This is a genomic window from Bifidobacterium aesculapii (assembly GCF_001417815.1).
Lineage (GTDB): Bacteria > Actinomycetota > Actinomycetes > Actinomycetales > Bifidobacteriaceae > Bifidobacterium > Bifidobacterium aesculapii.
This window is the reverse complement of record NZ_BCFK01000067.1, coordinates 1-25559: the sequence shown is the minus strand read 5'-3', so window position 1 is coordinate 25559 and position 25559 is coordinate 1. Positions and strand designations below refer to the sequence as shown.

Here is a 25559-nt window from a genome sequence, read left to right as displayed (position 1 = left end):
GGTACGTAGGCCCGTGCCGGAGTACCGGGCGAGTGGGTGTAAGACCTACGTCAACAAGAAGGAATCGCAATGGCACGTCTTGCCGGAGTCGACATCCCCAATGAGAAGCGCATCGAGATCGCCCTCACCTACATCTTCGGTGTGGGCCGCACTCGTGCCAAGGAAACGCTTGCCGCGACCGGTATCAACCCGGACATCCGCGTCAAGGATCTGACCGACGAGCAGCTGATCACGCTGCGTGACTACCTCGAGGCCAACTACAAGATCGAGGGCGATCTGCGCCGTGAAATCGACGCGGACATCCGTCGTAAGATTCAGATCAACTGCTACCAAGGCCAGCGTCACCGCAAGGGACTTCCTGTGCGCGGCCAGCGCACCAAGACCAACGCCCGCACCCGCAAGGGCCCGAAGCGCACGGTCGCCGGAAAGAAGAAGGCCACCAAGTAATAGGTGGCGTCCCTGGTTCGGACCACGGGGTAATACCCATCGCCCGGACCGCATCCCCAAACAAAACAATTCGTTACTAGGAAACGAGGGTCAATGGCAGCGCCTAAGCAAGCCGCTCGTAAGCCCGCTCGTCGCCGCGATCGCAAGTCGATTCCGGTGGGTCAGGCTCACATCAAGTCCACTTTCAACAACACGATCATCTCGATCACCGATCCGTCCGGCGCCGTGGTGTCTTGGGCGTCCGGTGGCGACGTCGGCTTCAAGGGCTCCCGCAAGTCCACGCCGTACGCTGCTGGCATGGCCGCCGAGTCCGCCGCCCGCAAGGCGATGGAGCACGGTGTCAAGAAGGTCGATGTGTTCGTCAAGGGCCCGGGTTCCGGTCGTGAGACCGCCATCCGTTCTCTGCAGTCCGCCGGACTGGAAGTCGGTTCCATCACCGACGTCACCCCGCAAGCGCACAACGGCGTTCGTCCCCCGAAGCGTCGTCGCGTCTGAGCACTACTAGACAATATTCATCCAACCCGCTGTTGGCCCGGTGAGTGCACCACCGGCCAAAAGCTGAAAGGATACCACAGTGCTTATTGCACAGCGTCCGACTCTTACCGAGGAATCGCTGACCAGCCAGCGCTCCCGCTTCACCATCGAGCCGCTCGAACCGGGCTTCGGCTACACGCTTGGCAACTCGCTGCGCCGCACCCTGCTGAGCTCGATTCCGGGAGCCGCTGTGACTTCGGTGCGTATCTCCGGTGCCCTGCACGAGTTCACCACGCTGCCGGGCGTCCAGGAGGACGTGACCGAGATCCTGCTCAACATCAAGGGCATCGTGCTCACCAGCGAGTACGACGAGCCCGTCGTGATGTACCTGCGCAAGAGCGGCAAGGGTGAAGTCACCGCCGGTGACATCACGCCGCCCGCCGGCGTGACCATCGCCAACCCGGAGATGCACATCGCCACCCTCGCCGAGGACGGGGAGCTCGAGATCGAGTTCACCGTCGAGCGTGGTCGTGGCTACGTGCCGGCTGCGATGAACAAGCAGGACAATGACGAAATCGGCCGTATCCCGGTTGATTCCATCTACTCCCCGGTGCTTAAGGTGAGCTACAAGGTCGAGGCCACCCGTGTCGAACAGCGCACGGACTTCGACAAGCTCATCCTGGACGTGGAGACCAAGCCGTCCATCTCCCCGCGCGACGCGGTGGCTTCCGCCGGTTCCACCTTGGTGGAGCTGTTCGGCCTGTGCCGTGAGCTCAACACCCAGGCCGAAGGCGTCGAGGTCGGCCCCGCCCCGGTGGCGGAGGAGTCCAACCCCGAACTCGCCGTGCCGATCGAGGATCTCAACCTCACCCAGCGCAGCTACAACTGCCTGAAGCGCGAGGGCATCCACACCATCGGCGAGCTGGTCTCCCACACTGAGCAGGATCTGCTCGATATCCGCAATTTCGGCATGAAGTCCATCGACGAGGTCAAGGAGAAGCTCCAGTCTCTGGGCATGTCTCTCAAGGCCTCCCCGCTGGGTGGCTTCGATGCCAACAATCTCGAAGGCGGCACCTTCTTCTCTCCGGAAGACGAGTGAGAACCCGATAGCCGTATTCGACCAACCGTCCGGTCGGCCCGGATGTTCGGGCCTCTGCCCACCTGAGCCGACCTGACATAAGGAGTTACTATGCCCACACCTAAGAAGGGCCCGCGTCTGGCCTCCAGCCCGGCGCACGAGCGCCTGATGCTCGCGAACATGGCCACCAGCCTGTTCCAGAACGGCCGCATCGTCACCACGCTGCCGAAGGCCAAGCGCCTTCGTCCGCTGGCCGAGCGCCTGATCACCTTCGCCAAGCGCGGTGATCTGCACTCCCGCCGTCGTGTGATGCGCGTCATCCGCAACAAGTCCGTCGTGCACGTGCTGTTCACCCAGATCGCCGAGCAGATGGAGCAGCGTGAGGGTGGCTACACCCGTATCGTGAAGATCATGCCGCGCAAGGGCGATAACACGCCGGCCGCCATCATCGAGCTCGTCACCGAGCCGGTGAGCAAGAAGCAGGCCGTCGTCAAGGAAGCCGAAGCCGCCGCCAAGTCCGCCGAGGACGAGGCTCCGGTCGCCGAGGCTCCGGTCGAGGAGACCGCCGCCGCCGAAGCTCCGGCTGAGGCTCCGGCTGCCGAGGAGACCGCTGAGGCCGAGAAGGCTGAGTGAGTCGCTAGCGACTGATCGGCGATAGCGCCGAGTACAGGGGTCGGGAATCCTAGTGATTCCCGACCCCTTTTTTGTGTTTTTGGTGTTGTGGTTGTTTCCACTGCGGTCGTATCATCTACACGTATCCTCCGCAGGCTTAGTGTCCCTCCTACAGCAACGCCTTGATGTCGTTTTCGAGGTTTTCCGGTTTGGTGGTCGGCGCATAGCGGGCCACGACCTGACCGTTACGGTCAATGAGGAACTTGGTGAAATTCCACTTGATGGCGTTTCCCAATGCGCCTCCCTTCTGCTGCCTGAGCCAGACGAACAGAGGGTCGGCGTCCTTGCCGTTCACATCGATTTTGGCGAACGTGGGGAAGTCCACGCCGTACGACAGCCGACAGAAGTTGCCGATTTCCTCGTCGGACTCGGGAGCCTGGTTGGCGAACTGGTTGCAGGGGAAGCCCAACACTTCGAAGCCCTGATCGTGATAGGCGCGTTGCAGGGACTCCAGTCCTTCAAGCTGAGGCGTGAAACTGCACCGTGTGGCGGTGTTCACCACCAGCAGCACCTCGCCCCGGTAATCGCCGAGCGATTGTGTGCCGCCGTTGATGGTGGTGACGGTGAAGTCATAGACAGAAGTCATGGTGTGCTCCTTGATGATGGTCCATTGCATGTTGTCGAGGTCGATCGTGGGAACGTGGTGTTGGCGAACGGTCGTGGTGAGCCGAGGCTGTGAACCGAGGTGACGAGTCGAGACGACGAGAGGGTATGTGTTGTGTCGCCCCGTTCCAAGGCTCAGCTGGGGGATGCCCAGTCGCGTCTGTGTCGCGTTCGATTATGCGCCGAAAGCGGCTGTGTTCGCCCAATCGCTGTTGCCCAACTGCTGCCCCCACTTCACCACTTACTGCGCCATCACCATCACGGCCAATCCTAGCCCAGCCAATTGGACCCGCATACGTATAGTTGCAACCAGACAACGGATTTCCAACGAGAGACGCTAGGCTGTCCCGTGCGGACTGGTGCTCCGCATCGTTAATTCGCTTATCCCATTCCCGGCTCCCCTTGTCAGGGGAGTTGGCCCGCGAAGTGATTCGGGGTAGCCAATTCATCAACGAATATACGGCACGAGATGCTAGGCGGTTTCGTCTAGCCTATACGGGTTTGTTCGGCCCCGGTGGTTCCGCTCCTCAGCAATCCGCTCCGACCAAGCATCTCGCACTGGATGCATCCATTCGATGATCTACTCAATTCAGAAGGTTCCGCCCTTAGCGATCCCCTTAGTAATCGCCCTTGGCGATCCCCTTAGTAATCGCCCTTGGCGATCTGGACAGTTCCGCACTGGGCGGGGCCGAGTGCCCTCCTCGTCCCGCGCATCATCTCCCATGGTGCGGTAAATCACTCATGGTGCGGTGGCTCAAAACCGCATGATTCCGGGGTTATGGAGAAAGTGTGTTACCGCACCATGGGGAAGGGGTAGATGGCCCCTTGGCATGGGGGAGTTGGCCCTATGCCCATTTACTGAGGCTGTCCCGTCTACCGTGGCACCTCCATTTACCGTGGCACCTCCATTTACTGAGCTACCGAGGCACCCCCATTTACCGAGGTAGTCCCTTTCTTTCCCCCTCTCTCAGAGGCGGATATTACGGAGATAAGTCCATTGCTCCGTATTTTCGGTCACTGAGCGTGACTCAGCGGCGGGAATTACGGAGAAAGCGCTTCATTTCCGTAATATCCGCCGCTGGGAAGGAGCAAACGGCGGATATTACGGAGCAATGAGCTGATTACCGGATCCGTTGGGTTATGGCTGACGGTTATGGATGGCTGCAGGTGCCAATGGATGGCTGCGGAGGAAGCTACGGGAGGGTGCGGACGGCGCGGATCGCCTCGGCGCGGGAGGCGAGTTCATCGTCCGCGGGGTAGGCGACGTGTTCCAGCGTGAGTCCCTGCGGGGCGATCGGTCCTGTCGAGCCTTCGCGCTTCGGCACGGCCATTTTGCCGGCGAACCAGTCGAGATCGCGTTTACCGATGCCCACCGCCACGCATGCGTTGACAAGCGAACGCACCATGTTGCGCGCGAACGCATCCGCCACGATCGTGAAGCAGATGAGTCCCGACTCCAGCGTCGGCGTGACGTATCCGCCTTCGCCGGCACCCGTGTCCGCCACTCCCGTGCCGGCATATTCCGGGCCATCCGCGCCCGCGCGCGCCGCCGCGGCGATCGTCCGCTCGACCGCCTCCGGCACGAGCGGACGCGCCGGCACGCGCGTCCAATACGCGCGCTTCACCTCGCGAATCGTCGTTCCTCCCGGATTCGGCGTCGCGAACGATCCGAAATCATGCAGTCCAATCGTCATCGCCGCAGCGCGGTTCATCATTTCCAGATCGAGCGTGTCGTCGATGTGCAGCACGCATCCGCGCAACCGCGGATCGACCTCGCTCGACCGGTCCGCGATACGGTACACGTACGTGCGTTCCAGCGCGGAGAACCGCGCGTCGAAACCGTCCGGCGCGACGGATACGTGATGAACCGTGATGTCCGTGGGAAGCAGACGCTGCAGCCGGTGTTCGAGCGCGGTGACGGCCGGCACCTTCATATGCCCGACGGCGCGTGCGAGCGTCGATTCCGCGATATCGAGGTGGCAGACCTGATGGCTCGCGTGGACGCCGGTGTCGGTGCGTCCGGCGACGACCAGACGCAGCGGCTCGTCGGGGTCGTCTGCCGGCACGCGCAGCACCTTGTGCAGGGCCGCCTCGATGGTGCCTTGGACCGTGCGGATGTCGGGCTGCGTGGCCCAACCGTAGAATCCGCCGCCGTCATATGCCAGATCGATGCGCAGTCGTGTCATGGGACATGAGTATACGGTGACGTGCTCGTAACATTGTCGCGCGTTTGCCGAAACCGGATTTTCCTACCGTGGTCGGGTATGCAACGGTACGGGGAAGCACCCCTACGAACCCACGATGAGGAAGTGGCACGATGATTGAATCGGCGGCGAGCAGGCTTGCAGCGGAACTGGTGGCGCGGCGTGAGGAGATCAACCGCGAACTGAGCCGTAACGGCGTGCGCTTCGGCGTGTACAAGAACGGCGTCTACAAGGATCGTCTGTTCCCGTACGATCCGATTCCGCGCGTCCTCGAATCGGACGAATTCGACGAGTTGGAGGCGGGGCTCAAGCAGCGCGTCAACGCGCTCAACGCCTATCTGCGCGACATCTACTCGGAGAAGCGGATCATCCATGACGGCGTGGTGCCCGAGGAGTTCGTGTACACGTCGGCGGGCTACTACCCGCAGGTCAACGGTGTGACGCCTCCCGGCGGCGTGTTCGCGCACATCGCCGGCGAGGATCTCGTGCAGGGCGAGGACGGCCGTTGGTGGGTGCTCGAGGACAATCTGCGCATCCCGTCCGGTGCGAGCTACCCGCTGTTCGCGCGCGACATCGAACGCCGCACCAATCCGCGCCTGTTCCGCGAGGTGCATGTGCGTGACAACCGTGACTACCCGCGTCTGCTGCGCAAGTCGATGGACTTCGTCTCCACGGAGGGCATCGCCGTCGTGCTCACGCCGGGACGCTACAATTCCGCGTTCTTCGAGCACGCGTATCTCGCGGAGAAGACCGGAGCGACGCTCGCCTTCCCCGAGGATCTCGAGGTGGTGGAGAACAAGCTGTTCTTCCTCGACTACGCCGGCAACCGGCATCGTGTGGGCGTCGTGTACCGTCGTCTGGCGGACGACTTCCTCGACCCGTTCGCGTTCAACCCGGATTCGGTGATCGGCGTGCCCGGCCTGCTGAGCGCATACCGCGCCGGCAACGTGGCGATCGTCAACGCGCCCGGCAACGGCGCCGCGGACGACAAGGCCATCTACTATTTCGTGCCGCGCATGATCAAGTACTACCTGGGCGAGGAGCCGATCCTGCACAACGCGCCCACCTACATGCCGATGTTCGAGCAGGACCGCAAGGAGGTCCTCGACCGCATGGGCGAACTCGTCATCAAGGACGTCGCCGAGGCGGGCGGCTACGGCGTGGTCTTCGGTCGTGACCTCGACAAGGCGAAGCGCGAGGAGCTCGCCGAGAAGATCAAGACCGACCCGCGCCGCTTCATCGCGCAGGAGGTCATCCAGTTCCGCGACATCGACGTGGTCGATCCGGACACCGGCGAGACGGGCCCGCGCAAGGCCGACCTGCGTGCGTTCGTCGTGACCGGTCAGAACACGCACGTGTGGTATTCCGGTCTGACCCGCTACTCCTCGGTGCCCGGCCAGATGATCGTCAACTCCTCGCAGGGCGGCGGCTTCAAGGACACGTGGGTGCTCGCCCCGAAGGACGGGCGCAAGGGCATGACGCGCGGCGAGGAGATCGAATCGGTGAGCCTCATGCCGCACGCGCGCAAGCATTCGCTGCAGCTGGTCACCGCCTCCAAGGCGGACAACCTCTACTGGCTAGGGCGGTACACGGAGCGTGCGTTCACGACGCTCGTGCAGTTCTACCCGTTCTACGACCGTGTGATGGACGAGGACACGGACGCGTTCCGCCCGTTCGCCCGCGCGCTCGACCTGCCGGAGGATTTCGAGGACTTCGATTCGTTCATCCACTCGTTCCTCTACGACGGCACGAACCCCGATTCGGTGCGTTCCGCGATCGTCTCCGCGTTCAACAACGCGGTCATCCTGCGCCCCGAACTGAGCTCGCGTCTGCTGCAGTACGTGGAGCTTGCGTTGAAGAACATCACCGACGCGGCCGAACGTTCCGCCAGCGCGGAGGACATCTACGCGCAGCGTGACGTGGCCGACGACATGCTCGCCTTCTGGGGCGGCATCGAGAATTCCGCGGCGGATATGACGTTGAAGGCGTTCATCTTCATCGGCAAGTACATCGAGCGCATCGACCTGTACACGCGTTTCGGCATGCCGATGGAGGAGATGGAGGCGCCGTTGCGCAAACTGGAGACGTACGCCCATGCGCTCGATGGCATGCCTCTGCCGCAGTGCTTCGCGGACGGCGTCAGCTGGCTGCTCGGGCAGTTGCCGCAGCGCGGGTATCCGGAGCTCAACGGGCGGCTGCAGGAGTTCCTCGACGATTTCGGGCAGCGGTCGATCCGTAACGACATCAAGGATCCGGGCGCGTTGAGCTCGATGAATATGGACGCGCGCCGGCCGTGAACGGTCACGCCGATGCGCGCGCTGGTACAGTGGACGGTACAACGCCTGTCCATTCTTCCGGAGCTTGATGCATGAAAAAACTGATGTTCGATTATGAGATGAAGCTCAGCTTCAGCTCTCCGGTCACGGATCACCGGTTCCAGTTGCGCTGCATCCCCGCCACCGGCCCGCGGCAGCAGGTCGTCGACGTGCAGATCGACATCGAACCGGACGTGGAGTTGGAGACCACCATCGACTCGTTCGATTCGGTGGTGAAGACGGGGTATATTCCCGAACCTCACGACGTGTTCAACTACAAGGTCACCGGCATCGCGTTCGTCGACAACGCGCATATCAAACCGGAGATCTACAAGCCGCTCTACCGGTTCGACTCCGCATTGACGATTCCCGGGCCGGCCGTCGAGGCGTTGACCCGCATATGCCGCGACAGGCTCGCCGCCCTGCCGGACAGCGCCTCGCCGATCGACAAGGCGCGCGAGATCATGGACGAGGTGTTCAAGGCGTTCGTGTACACGCCCGGTTCCACGACGATCCGCACCACCGCCGAGCAGGCGTTGACGCAGCGCAAGGGCGTATGTCAGGACTACGCGCACGTGATGCTGTCCGTGGCGCGCCATTGTGGCCTGATCGCGCGCTATATCGCCGGCTTGTTGGGCGGCGAGGGCGCCACGCACGCCTGGGTGGAGATCTACCATGACGGGCGCTGGATCGGATTGGACCCGACGCACAACCGTATGGTGGACGACAATTACATCACCATCGCGCATGGTCGTGACTACCGTGACTGTATGCTCGACATCGGCATCTTCTCCGGGTACGACGTCAAGCAGAGCCAGTGGGTGAACGCCTCCGTGCACGAGCAGGAGCTGTAGCGCTGTCGTGGCGCTACAGCGTCACCGTTGCGACGCGCCCGATACTCGATGACTTGCGCGATGGCGCAACGAGGATATAATGAACAAGTTGCGTTTTTGCGTGACGATTGGATAAGTGTCCGAGCGGTCTAAGGAGCACGCCTCGAAAGCGTGTGAGGGCGAACCCCTCCGCGAGTTCGAATCTCGCCTTATCCGCGCATCAAGGGTTTCGGCAATTTCCGTTTCGGGAATCCCGGAGCCCTTTTTCGTTGTTCAGACCCTTATCCGCGCGATTTTGGTGCGCTGGAAGTGCGTTTAGCGCACCAAAATCGCGCGGAGTCGATTGCGGAAACGGTTGCGTTCGTGGGGGAACGGTCAGCGGAACAAGGCGGCGTCGCCGGTGGGGTAGCCGAGTTCCATCGCGTGCCATGCGCGGGAGGCTGCCATGCGCGCCATCAGGTGCAGCGTCTTCTCGGAAGCGGTGTCGGAAGTGCCGGTCGTGTCGCGAGTAGCGTCGCCCGTGTCGGTCGTATCGCCCGTGTCCTCGTCATCGGCGCCGCCGATTGCGTCAAGGTAGGCGCGGGCGCAGTTCATCTCGATGACGGCCACCGTGTTCGCCGTCACGCCGGTCGCCGGATCCTCGATCGTATCGGGATGCGCGAGCAGCTCGTCGACCGCGTACACCTTCCGCCGCGGGTCGTCGGTCGAACCGGACAGCGAGAACAGGCGCTGCGCCGCGGTCTTGTGGTTGTCGGAGGCGGCGAGCGTGGCGTTGCGCGCGCCACGCGCCGCCAGCACCTCGATGCTGAAACCGGCGCGGTCCTCCGCGAGCGAGATCGCGTCGAGCGCGGCAGGCGCGGCGTCGAGCGCGACGACGTCGCCGTAATCGACGGTCGGCGGCGTCGTCGAGGCGATGCCGAGCGCGCCGCCGAGACGTTGCGTGACGGCCGAGACCTGCGCCGAGCGCAACGCGCCTTCGGCGAAACGTCCGGTGCAGGAGGCGGCGACGGTGAGCCACGCCTCACCGGCCGCGCGCGACAGCAGGTAGCGCATCAGCGCCGGACGCGCCGCATACGCGCCGGACAGTCCGGGCGTGCCGTCCGCGGCGGCCAGATACGCGCTTTCGCACGTGCCGAGGCGCGCGGCGTCCATGTTGCGCGCCTCGAGGTGCGGCGCGGAGCAGCCCGCCAGCGGAGCGATCAGCGCGCATGCGGCCACGATGGACGCGACGCGTGCGCCGATGGCTGAATCCCGGAGTGTCTGCATAAAACAGTAGAGTAAACACCGACTATGACCAGATGGGCCAAGAGCCGTAATAATTGAACTCAAGGGAGGTCTTCCGATATGGAACTGGACCTGCAGGGAATGCACAAGCTCGCGATCGAGCAGGGAATCGACCCGGAGGCGCTTGATGCGGCTCTTGCCGAGGCGTTGCGCCTCGCGTACATGAAGACCTCGCACCCGGCCAAGCACGCGCGCGTGGAGCTCGACGAGCGCGCCGGCACGTTCACCATTTGGGCTGCCGATGAGATTCCGGGCACGCCCACCGAGGACGACCCCTACCCGACGCCGACGCTCGGTGAGGAATACGACGACACCCCGCGCGACTTCGGCCGTCTCGCCGCCGCGACGGCGCGTCAGGTCATCACCCAGCTGTTCCGCCGTGTGGAGGACGAGCGCGTGTTCGGCGCCTTCTCCGGCCAGAAGGGCAAGCTCATCACCGGCGTCGTCCAGCAGGACGTCAAGGATTCCTCCAACGTGCATATCGCGGTGGGTGACGTCGAAGCGCTGCTGCCGCGCCGTGAGCAGGTGCCGGGCGAGCGCTACCGTCACGGTCAGCGCCTGCGCGTGTACGTGGTGAATGTCGGCCGTGGCCTCAAGGGGCCGGAGATCATCGTGTCCCGTTCGCACCCGGAGCTGGTGCGCAAGCTGTTCGAGCGCGAGGTCCCGGAGCTCGTCTCCGGCGCCGTGTCGATCATGGCAATCGCGCGCGAGGCCGGTGCCCGCACGAAGATCGCCGTCAAGGCGAACACGGACGGCGTCAACCCGAAGGGCGCGCTGATCGGCCCCGGCGGCGCCCGCGTGCGCGCCGTGATGGAGAACCTCGGCCCGGAGAAGATCGACATCGTCGACTATTCCGACGATCCGGCGAAGTTCGTGGCGTCCGCGCTCAGCCCGGCCGTGGCGACCGGCGTGCAGGTCGTCAGCGAGAAGAACAAGACCGCGATCGCGTTCATCCACGACGACCAGCTGTCGCTGGCCATCGGCAAGGAGGGCCAGAACGCGCGTCTGGCCGCCAAGCTCACCGGCTGGAAGATCGGCATCGAATCGTCCGAGGCCCACGAGAGGAAGCTCGCCGAGCTTCAGGCCGAGAAGGCCGCCGAACAGGCCGCGGCGGAGGCCGTCGCGCAGGTCGCCGACGCCGATGCCGCGGCGGCGGCCGATGCTGCGGCTGGCGCCGCCGAGACGGCCGAAGAGGCGAAGTAACCGGCGATTGCGCCCGGCGTGCCCACATCCAGCGTCGTGAGTATGCTTGATGCGGTATGCCGGGCGTAAGCATGCCCGGCCAAAGAACGAGGATTACACGATCATGGTCGCACGATGAACAGGCTCGTCGTCTTCAAGATTTGACCGCGCAGGCGCGTGGTCACGGATAGGAGAACAAGTAGTGGCGAAACCACGCGTTTATGAAATTGCCAAGGAACTCGGCATCGACAGCAAGACCGCGCTGGAGAAGCTGAAGGATATGGGGGAGTTCGTCAAGTCCGCCTCCTCCACGATTGAGCCTCCGGTGGCTCGCAAACTCAAGTCCGCCTTCTCGAAGCAGGGCGGCAACGGCGGCCAGGGTGGCCGTCAGGGTGGCGCGGGAGCGCCCAAGTCCGCCCGTCCGGCGGCTCCGTCCGCGCCGCGTCCGGGCGCGCATCGTCCGTCGCCCGCCCCCGTGCCGGGGCCGCAGGGCGGCGACCGTCAGCAGGCTCCGCAGGCGCATGGCGCCGAGAGCGAGGCCCGTCCGGTTCCGGGCGCGCGTCCGTCCGCGCCGCGCCCCGGTCAGCACAACCGTCCGACCCCGGGCGCCCAGGCGGGTGCCGGTCGTGGCGAGCGTTCCGAGCGCGGGGATCGTTTCGAGCGTTCCGAACATGGCGATCGTTTCGAGCGCGGTGAGCGCGGCGGTCAGCACCGCGGTGGTCAGGGGCATCGCCCCGGTCAGGGTCGTTCCGGCGCGCCGCGCCCCGGTCAGGGTGAGCGCGGCGAGCGTCGCGGCGGCGGTCAGGGTCGTTCCGGCGCCCCGCGTCCCGGTCAGGAGCCCCGCGGCGAGCGTCGTGGAGGCCAGCCGGGTGCGCCGCGCCCCGGTCAGGACCAGCGTTCGCATTCCGCTGCTCCCGGCCCGCGTCCGGGCAACAATCCGTTCAGCCGCAAGCAGGGCATGCACACGCCTACGCCCGGCGACATCCCGCGTCCGCACCCGATGGCGCGTCCGACCGTGAACGACAGCCGCAACGGCGGCGGTCGCGGTCGCGGCGGCGCCCGTGGCGGCTTCCGCGGCGGTCGCCCCGGTCAGGGCGGCGCCCAGGGCGCGCCGCGTCCGGGCCAGTGGGGCCACAACCGTCCCGGTCAGGGCGGTCAGCAGGGCGGCGGCGCCCGTGGCGGCTTCCGCCCCGGTCAGGGCGGCGGCTTCCAGAACGGCGGCGCTCCCAGCAACGGTCCCGCCCGTGGCGGTCGTGGTGGTCGCGGCGGTGCCGCAGGCGCGTTCGGCCGTCAGGGAGGCAAGAGCTCCAAGGCGCGTAAGAACAGGCTTGCGAAGCGCAGGGAGTACGAGGAGATCAAAGCGCCGACCATCGGCGGCGTGCGCATCCCGCGCGGCAACGGCCAGACCATCCGTCTGCGTCAGGGCGCTTCCCTCGCTGATCTCGCGGAGAAGATCAACGTCAATCCCGCGGCGCTCGTGACCGTGATGTTCCATCTCGGCGAGATGGCCACCGCCACGCAGTCGCTCGACGAGTCCACCTTCCAGATCCTGGGCGAGGAGATCGGCTGGAACATCCAGATCGTCTCCGCCGAGGAGGAGGACAAGGAGCTGCTCCAGCAGTTCGACATCAACCTTGACGAGGAGGAGCTGCAGGAGGACGAGGATCTCAAGCCGCGTCCGCCGGTCGTCACCGTCATGGGCCATGTCGACCACGGTAAGACCCGACTGCTCGACACGATCCGCAAGACCAACGTCATCGCGGGCGAGGCCGGCGGCATCACCCAGCGCATCGGCGCCTACCAGGTGACGGTCGAGCTGGAGGGCGAGAAGCGCAAGATCACGTTCCTCGACACCCCGGGCCATGAGGCGTTCACCGCCATGCGTGCCCGCGGCGCCGAGATCACCGACGTGGCGATCATCGTCGTGGCCGCGGATGACGGCGTCATGCCGCAGACCGTCGAGGCCATCAACCACGCGAAGGCCGCCAACGTGCCGATCGTCGTGGCCGTGAACAAGATCGACAAGCCGGGCGCCAACCCGGACAAGGTGCGCGGCCAGCTCACCGAGTTCGGTCTGGTGCCGGAGGAGTACGGCGGCGACACCATGTTCGTCGACATCTCCGCCAAGCAGAACATCAACGTGGACAAGCTTCTCGAAGCGGTGCTGCTCACCGCCGACGCCGAGCTCGACCTCAGGGCGAACCCGGATATGGACGCTCGCGGCGCCACCATCGAAGCGCGACTCGACAAGGGCCGCGGCGCCGTGGCGACCGTGCTCGTCCAGCAGGGCACCCTGCACATCGGCGACGCGATCGTGGCCGGCACCTCGTACGGCCGCGTGCGCGCCATGCTCGACGAGAACGGCAACCACATGAAGGAGGCCGGCCCGTCCACGCCGGTGCAGGTGCTCGGTCTGACCTCCGTGCCGACCGCAGGCGACCTGTTCCTGGTCGCCCCGGACGACCGCACCGCGCGCCAGATCGCCGAGAAGCGTCAGGCCACCGAGCGTGCCGCCCAGCTGGCGAAGCGCCGCAAGATCGTCTCCCTCGAGTCCCTCAAGGAGCAGTTCGCCAAGTCCGAGGTGGACATGCTCAACATCGTCATCAAGGGCGATTCCTCCGGCTCCGTCGAGGCGCTCGAGGACTCCCTGATGAAGATCGAGGTGTCCGACGAGGTCGGCATCCAGGTCATTCACCGCGGCGTCGGCGCGATCACCCAGAACGACGTCAACCTCGCCACGGTCGACAAGGCCGTCATCATCGGCTTCAACGTGCGTCCGAACCGTCAGGTCCAGGAGCTCGCCGACCGCGAGGGCGTGGAGATCAAGTACTACTCGATCATCTACCGCGCCATCGAGGACATCGAGGCCGCGCTCAAGGGCATGCTCAAGCCGGAATACGAGGAGGTCGTCACCTCCCACTCCGAGATCCGCGAGATCTTCCGCTCCTCCAAGTTCGGCAACATCGCCGGCGTCATGGTGCAGGACGGCGAGGTCAAGCGTGGTACGAAGTGCCGTATCCTGCGCAACGGCGTCGCCACGGTCAACGACTTGGAGATCTCCTCGCTGCGTCGCTTCAAGGACGACGTCACCTCCGTCAAGGAAGGCTACGAGGCCGGTATCAACCTCGGCACCTTCAACGACATCGAGATCGGCGACATCATCGAGACCTTCGAGATGCAGGAAGTCGAACGCAAGTAGTCCCACCACACGGTCGGCGGTGCGAGGCGCGAATCGCACCGCACCGCCGACGCAGTGAACGCAACCGCTCCCGTTGATGGGAGCTGCCGACCGGCAGCCCTTCGTCAGCGGGAGCGTTCGTAGTTGCGGCCCGCCGCCGCCGTCTCAGCGGGCGGGCGGCGGCCGCGACACGCGTCAATAGACATGTAGAAACACGTAGCAAAGGAATTCCCATGGCAGGAACCAACCCCCGCGCCGCGCGCATCGCGGCACTGATCCAGCGCGTCATCGCCTCCTCCATCGAGCGCGAGCTGCACGACAAGCGTCTGATGAACATCACCATCACCGACGTGCGCGTGACCAACGATCTGCAGATCGCCAAGGTCTACTGGACGCAGTACGGCCACGCCGGCAAGGAGCAGGGCGAACGCAAGCGCGCCCAGCAGGCGCTCAACCAGGCGAAGGGCCACCTGCGCACGCTCGTCGGGCGCAAGGCGGGCCTGCGTCTGACGCCGCAGCTGCAGTTCGTGTTCGACGAGGTGCCCGGCGAGGCGCACGAGATCGAGGACATCCTCGCCATCGCACGCAAGCGCGACGAGGAGCTCGCCAAGGCGCGCGCCACCGCGCAGTACGCCGGTGACGCCGACCCGTACAAGCACGACGACGAGCCGGACGACGCCGATACGGACGGTTTCGGCGATGACGACGGTTTCGGCGATGACGACGGCGATTTCGAGGATATGGACGATTTCAACGTTTCGGACGATGCGGACGATTCGGACGATGCCGACGGTGCGGACGACACGCGTGAGTGACGGTCTGCTCGTCGTCGACAAGCCGCAGGGCGTGACCAGCTTCGACGCGGTCGCGGCCGTGCGCGCCGCGCTGCACACGAAGAAGGTCGGCCACGCCGGCACACTCGACCCGATGGCCACCGGCATGCTGGTCATCGGGTTCGGCCGCGCCACGCGCCTTCTGCAATACATCGTCGAACACGATAAGACGTATGAGGCGACGATCCGCCTCGGTGCCCGCACCACCACCGACGACGCGGAAGGGACGATCGTGGATGCGCCGGGCGTGGCCGACGTGCCCAGTTCCGATGCGATCGCCGCGTCGGCAGGTGCGGATGCCGTCGCCGGCTCCATGAGCGCCGTCCCCGATGATGGTTTCGCCGATGGCTCCGGCTATGGCTCCGCGCGGGCCTGGCGGGCACGTATCGAGACGGTCATCGCGCGAGATTTCCTCGGCGCCATCGAACAGACCCCCAATACGTTCTCCGCCATCAAGATCAACGGCAAACGCGCCTACGATCTGGCACGCAATGGCGAGGACGTGGCGCTCAAGGCGAGGCGCGTGCATATCGCCGCGTTCGACGTGCTCGACGTGCGGCTCGGATACGCGTCCGTCACGTCCGCGATGTCGCCGCTGGCCGAGGCGGCGGTTTCCTCGACGGGCGCTGCATCGGATGTGCCCTCGCGCGGCGGCATGATTCCCGTCGTGGACGTGGACGTGCGCGTGAGCTGCTCGTCAGGCACGTATATCCGCGCGCTCGCCCGCGACCTAGGCGAGACGCTCGGTATCGGCGGGTATCTCACTCGACTGCGCCGCACGCGCGTCGGCCGGTTCGCGCTGGCGGACGACCATTCCGGTCTCGCCGCCGTCACCGTCCTTCCGGCCGTCACGGCGGATGCCGACGGCGACGATACGGTTTCCGGTACCGTCGCGATGCAGGCGATCGGCGCGCACGCCGAACCGAAGACGTTCACGAACCGTGACGGCGAAACCGTCACGCGCAACCGGTGCGTGCTCGACACGCCCGCCGGACTGACCGGCGAGGCGCGCGGCGACTGGCTGCGTGCGCGCGCAGTCGGCATGGCCGACGCGGCGCGCGGTGCGATGCCAGTCGTCGCCGTCAGCGTCGACGAGGCGCGTGAACTGCGATTCGGCCGCCGCATCGACCGCGAACTGGAGAAAGGCGTTCATTACGCCGCCATCGTGCCGGCGTGTGATGTGGGCGATGCGGGTGATTCGGTCGATTCTGTCGATTCGGTCGACGTGGGATTGGCCGTGGGCGGGGGAGCGGCGTCGGATGCGGCACGGGAAGACGTGGCCGCCATCATCGAACGCGCCAACCGCACCCAAGCCAAACCCGTCGTCGTCTTTCCGGCGGTGTGATGGTAATGAACTGGAGTAGGAGCAGCGCGGGTTCTATGTTGCGCGTCTCGCGCTTCCTACTCCATTGATTGTTGTTCTGGTTTTCCGTTATGCTGAAATGGTGGATGGCTGAGTCCACCGTAGTGAACACCGCAGTTCTGCGTTTTTGTATGACATTGTGTTTCTTTGTGTGTGGGGCGGAACGGCAATGGTAAATGTGGTCTATAGAAGAATTGTGGTTCTTGTTCTGTCGATAATGACTATATCGTTATGTTCGTATCCGTTTGTCGCATATGCGAGTTCATCTCTTACAGCGGATGAGGTGTCACAATTCGTGGATACCGATGAGGCACGTCAACAAGCGCTCGCCATGCTCCGGGCATCGGATTTCGCCAATGATACGTCATCTGCTCCTGATGCGGCTTCCGACATCATATTGAGCAGACCGGCAAAGGTGCATTACATCAATTATTACGACAATGGTATGAAAGTTGAGGATTTCGCCGATGTCACGGAGTTCCAATGGGTCGCTGCGGTGTATGTCAATGGCACTCCAGTGGGGACCGTTCGGCTGTTCAACCATGATGGCGAACCCGCCATCGGGGATTATGGGCAGAATGTAGAAGAGGCCACGCTTCTGCCGAAGCAATCGGAGAGTGTTCTCGTATTCGACGTGAAGACGAAAGCGTATTACTTGGCTGATAATGGTCGCCTTCGTTCATTGAATGATCAGGCGAGACGCTATCTTGACCAAGGTCAGCCATTACCACAAATCACGGAAGAACCGTTAACACGCTCGGCGGGGGAACAGGCTCTGGTCGGAGGGCGGTCCTCCGCCAAGGGGGCGTCTTCCCCAGAGGAAACGAACGATTCCAATGCCGTCCAATGGCCTGCGGTGATGGCGATAGCCGTCACCGCATTGGGATTGCTCGGCGCGGCTTTGTTGGTGTCTCGTCGAGGAGCATCACATCGCGACTAGTCACGGGCTTGGCATTCTTCCGCGCGAGAATGGTGCGCTGGGAGGGTGTGTTGCGCACCATAATCGCGCGAAGCCTGTGGCGATGACTGCGATACGCCTTGCCGGATTGCGTTCATGCCTCGCGGACGACGCCGGGCTGGTGGCTTCCACTTCGTCGCCGTTTGCTAGAGTGGTCGCGGCCACAAGCGGCTTGATCTGCGGATATCACCGCGGCGACGAGTATGAGGAGCGCAATGGACATCACCTATCTGACCCCGGATGAGAACGGCGACGTGGAGTGGCCGGACTTCGACAAAGACAAGCGCGCGGTCGTGACGCTCGGCGCGTTCGACGGCATGCACCGGGGGCATCAGGCGGTGGTCGAGCGGGTGGTCGAGCTCGCGCACAAGCATGACGCGTTCTCCATCGTGATTCTCTTCGACCCACGTCCCGCGTTCGTGCACGGCTGGGCGGCCGCGCACGACGGCGAGGAGCCGGGCGCGGACGTCATCGACGCGAACGCGTTGAGCGGCGTGGACGATCGTCTCGCCGCGATGAAGGCGGCGGGCGTCGAGCATGTGCTCGTCGTGCGCTACACGCTCGCTTTCGCGTCGAAGTCGTACATTTTCTTCCTCGGACGTCTCGTCGGCAAACTCGGCATGCGCACGCTCGTGCTCGGCTCCGACGCGGCGATGGGCGCGGGACGTAAGGGCGACGTGAAGGCCATCGCGAATCTTGCGGCCGGCGCCGGCGTATTCGAGCTTGACGTGGTCGACGACCGCGGCCCCGGCGAGGTGCGCATCCCGCGTGACTGGAAGCCTCAGATGCCCGCGGAGTGGGGCGAGCCGGCCGACCCGTTCGCGAACGCGACCAAGGCGGAGCGTCGCGCGTGGAGCAAGAAGCATCAGGCGAAGGCGATGCGCGCGTGGAGTTCCACGAACGTGCGCTATCTGCTCGGGCACGGCCGCATCAAGGATGCGAACGCGATTCTCGGGCATCCGCACAGCGTGGTCGGCGAGGTCGTGCACGGCGAGGAGCGCGGCCGCACCATCGGATTCCCGACCGCCAATCTCGGCGAGAATGTGACCGGCTATCTGCCGGTCGACGGCGTGTACGCCGGATGGCTGGTGGACGAGGGCGTGCAGCAGGGCGGGAACGCGGACGGTACTGCTGCGGATGTCGTTTCGACGGACGCTGCTGCTGATGCCGTAGCCGGTACGCCCCGCCGATGGCCGGCGGCCATCTCCATCGGCACCAAGCCCACGTTCAGCGAGAAGACGGGCCTCAACGAGCGGGTCGTCGAAGCGTACGCGATCACCGAGGATTGGCTGGAGCTCTACGGCCACCGCGTGCGCGTCGAGTTCACGGGCTTCCTGCGCCCGCAGGTCAGGTTCGACGGTGTGGACGCCCTCAAGGCCGAACTCGCCCGCAATGTCGAGGAGACGAAGCGACTGACCGCCTGACCGGTTCCGCGCATGGGGGCGCTTCGGGCGCATCGCCTCCGCCCCTGACGCGCCTTGCCGCCATGCCATGAACGCGGCGCGTGATGGCACCGTCGGTGGTTTTCCCGGAGCTCGGACTCCGCCGCACGGGCCGTATCATGGTTGCGTGACTGATTTTGTGATGCGGGTGGCGGATCTGACGGTGGCCGTGCGGTCGATGCACGATGAGATCGTCCGGCAATGCGCCGACTACAGGCTGCCGTCGGCGGGGTTCGAGCACGACCGCGATCATGCGGATATCGCGATCGCGGTATCGCAGCGCGACATCGACCATGAGCGCGAGATCGGCGCGCCCGGCGATTGGAGCGACCCGTATCTCGAGACGCTGGTGGTGCTGCGCGCTATCGCGGAGCATGGCCCTGCGTTGGGGCGCATCCTGTTCCATGGCGCGACGATCGAATACGGCGGCCGCGCGTACATCTTCACCGCTCCCAGCGGCACCGGCAAAAGCACGCATATCCGCATGTGGCGCACGGTGTTCGGCGACGACGTCGACATCATCAACGGCGACAAGCCGCTGCTGCGCGTCGACGGGCGTTCGGGCGAGGTCCGGGCGTACGGCACACCGTGGGCGGGCAAGGAGCGTTGGCAGCGCAACGTGAGCGCGCCGCTCGCCGGCATCTGCGTGGTCACGCGCGCCGTGGACGACGGTTCGTATCCGACCGGCATGGGCGTCCGCGTCGTTTCGGGCGGAGCGGACGGTGATGCGGATGGCGCGGCGGGCGCGGGCTTGGACACGGCGATCACGGGAGCGGGCGTGACGGGCACCGCGGGCACGGGATCTGCAGGCGGCGCGCACGGCGTGGTGCCGGATGATGCGATCCGCGTCACGGATGATCATGGCGTGGAGAACGCCTGCTGGCGCATCGGCGCCGGCGAGGCGCTGCCGCTCATCATGCGGCAGATGTACCGGCCCGACGATGCGCTCGCCGCCGTGGACGCGCTGGGATTGCTGGACGTGATGCTGCGTCATGTGCCGATTTTCCGTCTGTCCTGCACGATCAGCGAAGCCGCGGTCCGGGCCAGTTCCGCCGCCATGCTGTGAACCTTGCGGATCCGGAACCCGAGCACGCGGCTACGCCGGGCGTGTGCGCTGCAGAGTGCCGTCTGATTTGTTGGCTCCGCGGAACGACGGCCACCGTGCCTGGGAGACGACCACGTTGTACGGAAGCGAACACCGTTGCTGAAGATGCGTATTCGGAGACTAGAGCATCACCCCCAATGCGGATTTGAGCGTGGAGACCTGCACGATGGTGAGACCGGGAATCTCCAGCCGCTTGCGTAGACGCGGCACCACAGCCGTCGTAAACCCCAATCGCGCCGCCTCACGCAGCCGGTATTCCAACCGCGGCACCGGCCGCACCTGACCGGTCAGGGAGATCTCGCCGATCGCGCACACCGTGCGTGGGATCGACGCATGCTTCGCCGCGCTCGCCAACGCGCCCACAATCGCCAGATCGCACGCCGGCTCCTTCGCAAGCCCGCCTGCAATCGTCGAAATATAGAGATCGTTGCCCAGCAGGTTCACGTGCCCATGCCGGTACAGCACGGCCACCAGCATGGCAATCCGGTTGGAATCCACGCCGTTCACCGCCCTGCGCGGCGTGGGCAGCACCGAATCCGTGACCAGCGACTGAATCTCGATGGGCAGCGACCGGTGGCCGTCCAACGTGAACGTCACGCAGGTACCCTCGACCGGAGCCGGCATGCCATCGGCACTGCCGCCCGCGCCCGGACCCGTGCCGTCCACGCTCGACAGGAACAGGCCGGCCGGATCGGTCACCTCCTCGATGCCTTCGCCGCTCATGTCGAAGCACCCGACCTCGTCCGTCGGGCCGAAACGGTTCTTCACCGCGCGCAGCATACGCAGCGCCGTCTCGCTATCGCCCTCGAACTGGCACACCACGTCCACCAGATGCTCCAACGTGCGAGGGCCGGCGATCGAACCGTCCTTCGTGACATGACCGACGAGCAGTACAGGCACATCCAGCGTCTTCGCCACGTCGATGAGTGCGCTCGCCACCTCGCGCACCTGCGTGGAGCCGCCGGAGATGCCGTCCACATCCTGCGAGACGATCGTCTGCGCCGAATCGACGATCGCCAGCGTGGGGCGCTCGCGCTCGATCAGTCCCAATACCGTGGCCAGATCGGTGGTGGCGGCGAGCAGCAGATTCGGCTCCACCGCGTCGATGCGTGTGGCCCGCAGACGCACCTGGCCCTGCGATTCCTCGCCGGACATGTACAGCACCTTGCCGCCGGCCGCCGCATGTGCACGCGCGATGTTCCCGGCCGTCTCCAACAGCAGCGTCGACTTGCCGATTCCCGGCTCACCGGCGATGAGCACCACGGAACCCGGCACGATGCCGCCGCCCAGCACGCGGTCGAACTCGCAGAAGCCCGTCGGGATGCGCGTGACGTCATCCGTACCCACCTCGGTGATCGGCACGGCCGCGGACTGTGCGACCGCGGCGGCCTGCGTGTGCACGCCGCGACCTGCGCCGCGAACGGCGCCGCCGCCCGCCACGGCACCCCCGCTGCGCCGCGCCGCGGCCGGACGGGACTCGTGGAACTCGTCCACGGTGCCCCACTGCCCGCACTCGGGGCACTTCCCGTACCACTTGGACCCGCTCCAGCCACATTCGGAACACAGGTACTGCACATTCGCTTTAGCCATGCCTCGACCATATCCACGCCGGTCGCAAACCGGTACAGATATACCGGTTTTTCAACTCCGCCCGGTGTGTCGCCGGCAGGTGAGCGAATCGCGCTGCACCTCGACCGGACCGGCGCATGCGTCACAAGCCTGTGCCACAATCGGAACCATGTCGAATACTCGTAGCTCCTCGCAACATGGACACGGCAAACTGATCGCCGTCATCATCGCGGCGGCGCTGGTCATCATCCTCGCGCTGCTCTCCGCCTTCGTCTGGCCCGGCTGGGCGCTCAACAAGAACACGGCCGGCACGCAGACGAGCGAGACCCAGCAGACGGCGCAGCCGACCACGCCGAGCATCAAGGCGACGGCCCTGCCGGACAACGCGACGGAGCTGCTCAAGGCCATGCCGGACAGCGTGCTCAACTACGCACGCACCAAGGCGGACGCCTCCACCACGTGGAACTCCGCCTCGCCGCTCGAGGAGTACGCGCTCACCTATTCCACCGGCAAGAAGGACGCGGACGTCACGCTCGTCGTGGCGCAGTGGACCACCTCCGACCCGGCGAAGACACAGTATGATGCGCTCGCCAAGGGGCTGACCGGCAAGTCGGTCGCTTCGGGCGCGGTCAAGGTGCAGGGCGACACCACCGGCGACTACGTGGTGAAGACGAACGCCGACGACGCGAAGAAGGCCACCGCGCTGTGGCGCAACGACACGGTCGTGTTCCAGGTCACCGGCGCGAAGGACGCGGTCCAGCGGTTCTACCAGAAATTCCCGCTCTGACGAACGTGGTGCGGTGCGGACGCGCGACGTGCGGAATATGGCCGTGGTCTGACCACGAGTTGACGCGCAGGTGGCATAGTCCGCGAGAACGTGTATACTCGTGCGAGTTGCAACTTTTACGATTGATCGGATTGGAGGCTTCAGATGGGTTCCGTCATCAAGAAGCGCCGCAAGCGGATGAGCAAGAAGAAGCACCGCAAACTGCTGCGTAAGACCCGCCACCAGCGCAGGTAGTCTTACTGAGCAATTCAGGCATGGAAAACCCCGCACGCCATACGGCTGCGGGGTTTTCGCTTATCTTATCTGTAGCGTCCGTCCCTTCTCTGCGCGATTTTGGTGCGCAAATCGGATGATTTGCGCACCAAAATCGCGCGCAGCGGATGAGGCGACCGGACGCCTTTCGCCGTTGGGCGGGGCGCCGGCGGCGATGACCCTACAAAGAGAGCCGTACCCCACAGGTGCGGATACGGCTCTCTTCGGGTTGGCTATGAATGAGCTTGCCGGCTCACTTGTTGGAGTTGGTGAGGACGCGCGGGCCGTTCGGGTCGCCGACGATGACCTTGTCGACCATGTTGAGGAACAGGCCGTGCTCGACGACGCCCACCGTGTTGATGAGGTCCTCGGCCAGCTCGAACGGGTGCTCGATCTTCTCCAGGTGCAGGTCCACGACGAAGTTGTTCTCGTCGGTGCGGACCTCCTTGCCTTCGGCGTCGAGGCGCAGCACCGGCTTGTAGCCCTTGGCCTCGAACTTCTTGACGACGTGGCCGGCGCCGAACGGGATGACCTCGACCGGCAGCGGGAACTTGCCGATGGTGTCGACGACCTTGGACTCGTCGACGATCCACACGATCTTGTTCGAGTTGGTGGCCACGATCTTCTCCCACAGGAGGGCCGCGCCGCCGCCCTTGATGCCGTTGAAGTTCTTGTCGACCTCGTCGGCGCCGTCGATGGTCACGTCGATGTGGTCCACATCGTCGATGTCCACGATCTTGATGCCGTAGCTCTCGGCCTGGGCCTGCGTGCGGCGGGAGGTGGTCACGCCGGTGAACGTGAGGCCTTCCTCCTGCACGCGGCGGCCGAGCTCGTCCACGAGGAACTTGACGGTGGAGCCGGTGCCGAGGCCGGCGATCATGCCGTTCTCGACGAGCTTGGCGGCCTCGATGCCGGCGGCCTTCTTCAGGGCGTCCTGCTGTGCCTTATCCATGGTGCGAATCCTTTCCTTCCATATGAAAAGTCGTTCCCATCCTAACGCGAGTGGAAGATTGTGCGCGCTCGTGTGCGCTTGTGTTCGCCGTGTGTTCGCTCGCGCGTCTTCCGTCCGCCCCGCGTCGCCGCACCCGCCCTGTCCTCGCGAATCCGTCCTGTCGTTTCGCTCATTCCCCGTACGTTTCCACCACTATCCGCGATTTACAGCGCCAAGTGGACGAAATAAGGGGTCCCAATCGTCCGTTTGATGCTGTAAATCACGGAAAACGGTGTAAATGTACGGGTAAGTCGGGCATGCTGGGTCGGGCATGTTGGGTTCGCCATGTTGGGTTGGGCATGGTAAGCCGGGCACGGCGGGTCGGCCACGGTGGGTTCGCCATGTTGGGTTGGGCATGGTAGGTCGGGCATGGTAGGTCGGGCATGGTGGGGCGGACCTAGTGGGTTGGACCTGGTGGGTTGGGCATCCCGGGTTGGGCATGATGGGTTGGACTTGGTCGGTTGGACCTGGTGGGTTGGCCATGGTGGGTTGGGCATGGCCAACCGGTCGGAACGCCGGACGGCGGGACGATCGTGCGTTCGCGGGGGCGTCTGCGGAGTTGTTCGTGGAGATACCCCACTAGTCATGCGCGCAGGAAATCGGCGTTGACGATTGTCAGATTGCCGTCGCCGTCCACGAGACCGTCCACGGCGATGTATCCGTGCACGTGCATAGGCTCGCCGTTGTAGTACGGGCTGGTTTTCGGCGCGGGGGAGAAGCGTACCTCGCCCGAGACCTTCAACCCGGTCGGCGCGGGTCGTGCGGCCGGCGCGGGTCGTGCGGCCGATGCAGGTCGTGCGGCCGATACCGGCTGTGCTGTGGATGAGGGTTGCGCTGCGGATGTGGGCCGTGCGGCGGGCGTGGTTTGCGCTGCGGATGCAGGTCGTGCGGCCGATACCGGCTGTGCGGCCGATGCGGGTTGTGCGGACGGCGCGGGCCGTTCAATTGATACAGGTTGCGCAGAGGGTGCGGGCTGCCTGACTGTGCCGGTTGTCTGAGGCCGCGTGGCCTGTCCGTCTGTTCCGGCGTCGGAGATCGTTCCGGCGGTTGCCCCGCCGACTCCCGATGCCGCGCGTCCGGCGTCGCCGCCGGCCGTGCCGAGATAGTCCGGCACGCCCTCCTCTTCCGCGAGCAGCTCGGTGAGCGTTGCTTTCGCCGCGCGTGCACCGCCCGCCCGCGTGCCGTGGCCCGCGCCACGACCTGCGTCGTGCGCAACGCCGCCGCCTGCGCCACGTCCCGCATCGCCGCGGTCCGTGCGCAACGCCGCCGCGTCCGCCTTGCCGTCCAGCACGAGCTGGACGTCGGGCGGCACGTCGGTGCCGCGCGAATACTCCGAGTTCAGCAGCGACCGCCACCCTTCGATCGGCAGGTAGCCGTCGCGCGCGCCCGACCGGCAGTCGCCCGCGTACGTGCGCGCGAGTTCGTCGACGAGCTCGTTGCCCGCGTTGCCCGCGTGCCCCTTCACCCACTTGAATTCGACTGAACCGGGGCGCGTGGAGATCGCCTCGTCGATGGCCTGGATGATCTCGCGGTTCTTCACCGGCTTCTTCTGCGAGTTCTTCCAGCCGTTGCGCTTCCAGCCGTTCACCCATTTCGTCGAACAGTTGATCGCGTATTGCGAGTCCGATTCGATGATGAGCTTCTGCGGGCCGGGATGCGCGCGCAGCACCTCCAATACGGCGCACAGTTCGCCGATCTGGTTGGTGCCGTTCGTGGCGCCGCCCGCATCGTAGCCGCGGGAGTCGTGCTCGTGCCCGGGGGCGCCGGCGTCCTTCGCGTGATCGGCCCAGGCCCAGCCCATCGGTCCGTTCGGGTTGCCGAGGGCGGAGCCGTCGGTCGATACCACAATCGTGTCAGTCATGCCCTCCACCCTACGTGCCTGTGGGGAATATGAGGAATGTGATGTTTATCACAGGTATTGACTTTCGTTCTCAACTATGACATCGCGCGCGCGAATACGGGCGAAATCACATGGACACAAGTCTTTTT

Annotated in this window: 21 protein-coding genes and 1 tRNA gene; 16 read left to right on the top strand and 6 right to left on the bottom strand. The window is 65.1% G+C overall.

The genetic code is table 11. From position 1 onward, the window contains the following. The first annotated feature begins 69 nt into the window (after window positions 1–69). The 4 genes from rpsM to rplQ all read left to right on the top strand — a co-directional run bounded on the left by rpsM (window position 70) and on the right by rplQ (window position 2632). Window positions 70–447 carry a 30S ribosomal protein S13 gene (rpsM, locus tag BFAL_RS08775; protein ID WP_014484255.1) on the top strand — a complete coding sequence of 126 codons (378 nt, stop codon included), beginning with the start codon at window positions 70–72 and terminating at the stop codon, window positions 445–447. 93 nt (window positions 448–540) lie between these two features. Next, window positions 541–942 (top strand): 30S ribosomal protein S11, encoded by a 402-nt coding sequence (gene rpsK, locus BFAL_RS08770; RefSeq protein WP_034527262.1) that lies wholly within the window; start codon window positions 541–543, stop codon window positions 940–942. 79 nt (window positions 943–1021) lie between these two features. Next, on the top strand, window positions 1022–2020 hold the full coding sequence (locus tag BFAL_RS08765) for a DNA-directed RNA polymerase subunit alpha (protein ID WP_055428016.1): 999 nt from the start codon (window positions 1022–1024) through the stop codon (window positions 2018–2020). A gap of 90 nt (window positions 2021–2110) precedes the next feature. Beyond that, window positions 2111–2632, top strand: a complete 522-nt coding sequence (gene rplQ / locus BFAL_RS08760; protein ID WP_055428015.1) for a 50S ribosomal protein L17 — start codon at window positions 2111–2113, stop codon at window positions 2630–2632. A gap of 148 nt (window positions 2633–2780) precedes the next feature. On the opposite strand, the gene BFAL_RS08755 is transcribed toward rplQ, so the two are convergent. Beyond that, window positions 2781–3257, bottom strand: coding sequence for a glutathione peroxidase (locus BFAL_RS08755; protein ID WP_055428059.1), 477 nt, complete (start codon window positions 3255–3257; stop codon window positions 2781–2783). Window positions 3258–4467: 1210 nt separating this feature from the next. Then, complete coding sequence (locus BFAL_RS08750; RefSeq protein ID WP_055428014.1) at window positions 4468–5460, bottom strand: tRNA pseudouridine synthase A; 993 nt, start codon at window positions 5458–5460, stop codon at window positions 4468–4470. 131 nt (window positions 5461–5591) lie between these two features. On the opposite strand from BFAL_RS08750, the gene BFAL_RS08745 reads away from it, so the two are divergent. The 3 genes from BFAL_RS08745 to BFAL_RS08735 all read left to right on the top strand — a co-directional run bounded on the left by BFAL_RS08745 (window position 5592) and on the right by BFAL_RS08735 (window position 8842). After that, a complete protein-coding gene (locus tag BFAL_RS08745; protein WP_055428013.1) occupies window positions 5592–7775 on the top strand; it encodes a circularly permuted type 2 ATP-grasp protein in 2184 nt (727 codons plus the stop codon). Between the two features lie 71 nt (window positions 7776–7846). Further along, a complete protein-coding gene (locus tag BFAL_RS08740; protein ID WP_055428012.1) occupies window positions 7847–8647 on the top strand; it encodes a transglutaminase family protein in 801 nt (266 codons plus the stop codon). A 109-nt stretch (window positions 8648–8756) separates the two neighbouring features. Then, a tRNA-Ser gene (locus tag BFAL_RS08735) sits at window positions 8757–8842 on the top strand. Window positions 8843–9001: 159 nt separating this feature from the next. Here the strand turns inward: BFAL_RS08735 and BFAL_RS08730 are convergent. Further along, entirely contained in the window at window positions 9002–9892 is an 891-nt protein-coding gene (locus BFAL_RS08730; RefSeq protein WP_055428011.1) for a hypothetical protein, read from the bottom strand. A gap of 78 nt (window positions 9893–9970) precedes the next feature. Here BFAL_RS08730 and nusA point away from each other — a divergent pair, with 78 nt between their 5' ends. The 7 genes from nusA (at window position 9971) to BFAL_RS08695 (ending at window position 19932) form a co-directional block, all read left to right on the top strand. Further along, entirely contained in the window at window positions 9971–11113 is a 1143-nt protein-coding gene (nusA, locus tag BFAL_RS08725) for a transcription termination factor NusA (protein WP_082440490.1), read from the top strand. 181 nt (window positions 11114–11294) lie between these two features. Then, the gene (infB, locus tag BFAL_RS08720) at window positions 11295–14291 is read left to right on the top strand and encodes a translation initiation factor IF-2 (protein WP_055428010.1); all 2997 of its coding nucleotides are present in this window, start codon (window positions 11295–11297) and stop codon (window positions 14289–14291) included. Window positions 14292–14503: 212 nt separating this feature from the next. After that, the gene (gene rbfA / locus BFAL_RS08715; RefSeq protein WP_055428009.1) at window positions 14504–15085 is read left to right on the top strand and encodes a 30S ribosome-binding factor RbfA; all 582 of its coding nucleotides are present in this window, start codon (window positions 14504–14506) and stop codon (window positions 15083–15085) included. Next, window positions 15078–16448, top strand: coding sequence for a tRNA pseudouridine synthase B (locus BFAL_RS08710; protein ID WP_370696073.1), 1371 nt, complete (start codon window positions 15078–15080; stop codon window positions 16446–16448). Before rbfA ends, BFAL_RS08710 begins: the two co-directional genes overlap by 8 nt. 313 nt (window positions 16449–16761) lie before the next feature. Continuing rightward, window positions 16762–17406, top strand: coding sequence for a hypothetical protein (locus tag BFAL_RS11095; RefSeq protein ID WP_152973611.1), 645 nt, complete (start codon window positions 16762–16764; stop codon window positions 17404–17406). A 233-nt stretch (window positions 17407–17639) separates the two neighbouring features. Next, complete coding sequence (gene ribF, locus BFAL_RS08700) at window positions 17640–18848, top strand: bifunctional riboflavin kinase/FMN adenylyltransferase (protein WP_055428006.1); 1209 nt, start codon at window positions 17640–17642, stop codon at window positions 18846–18848. A gap of 145 nt (window positions 18849–18993) precedes the next feature. Continuing rightward, window positions 18994–19932: a hypothetical protein gene (locus tag BFAL_RS08695; RefSeq protein ID WP_152973610.1), complete on the top strand. Its 939-nt coding sequence runs from the start codon at window positions 18994–18996 to the stop codon at window positions 19930–19932. Window positions 19933–20091: 159 nt separating this feature from the next. Here the strand turns inward: BFAL_RS08695 and radA are convergent, their stop codons facing one another. After that, window positions 20092–21561, bottom strand: a complete 1470-nt coding sequence (gene radA / locus BFAL_RS08690) for a DNA repair protein RadA (protein ID WP_055428004.1) — start codon at window positions 21559–21561, stop codon at window positions 20092–20094. A gap of 148 nt (window positions 21562–21709) precedes the next feature. On the opposite strand from radA, the gene BFAL_RS08685 reads away from it, so the two are divergent. Both BFAL_RS08685 and BFAL_RS10755 read left to right on the top strand, forming a co-directional pair. Then, window positions 21710–22327, top strand: a complete 618-nt coding sequence (locus tag BFAL_RS08685) for a hypothetical protein (protein ID WP_055428003.1) — start codon at window positions 21710–21712, stop codon at window positions 22325–22327. Window positions 22328–22471: 144 nt separating this feature from the next. Then, entirely contained in the window at window positions 22472–22561 is a 90-nt protein-coding gene (locus tag BFAL_RS10755) for a 30S ribosomal protein bS22 (RefSeq protein WP_081887254.1), read from the top strand. A gap of 271 nt (window positions 22562–22832) precedes the next feature. Here the strand turns inward: BFAL_RS10755 and rpiA are convergent, their stop codons facing one another. Then, a complete protein-coding gene (gene rpiA / locus BFAL_RS08680) occupies window positions 22833–23531 on the bottom strand; it encodes a ribose-5-phosphate isomerase RpiA (protein WP_055428002.1) in 699 nt (232 codons plus the stop codon). 622 nt (window positions 23532–24153) lie between these two features. Further along, a complete protein-coding gene (locus BFAL_RS08675) occupies window positions 24154–25371 on the bottom strand; it encodes a ribonuclease H family protein (RefSeq protein ID WP_442319913.1) in 1218 nt (405 codons plus the stop codon). Window positions 25372–25559: the final 188 nt, after the last annotated feature.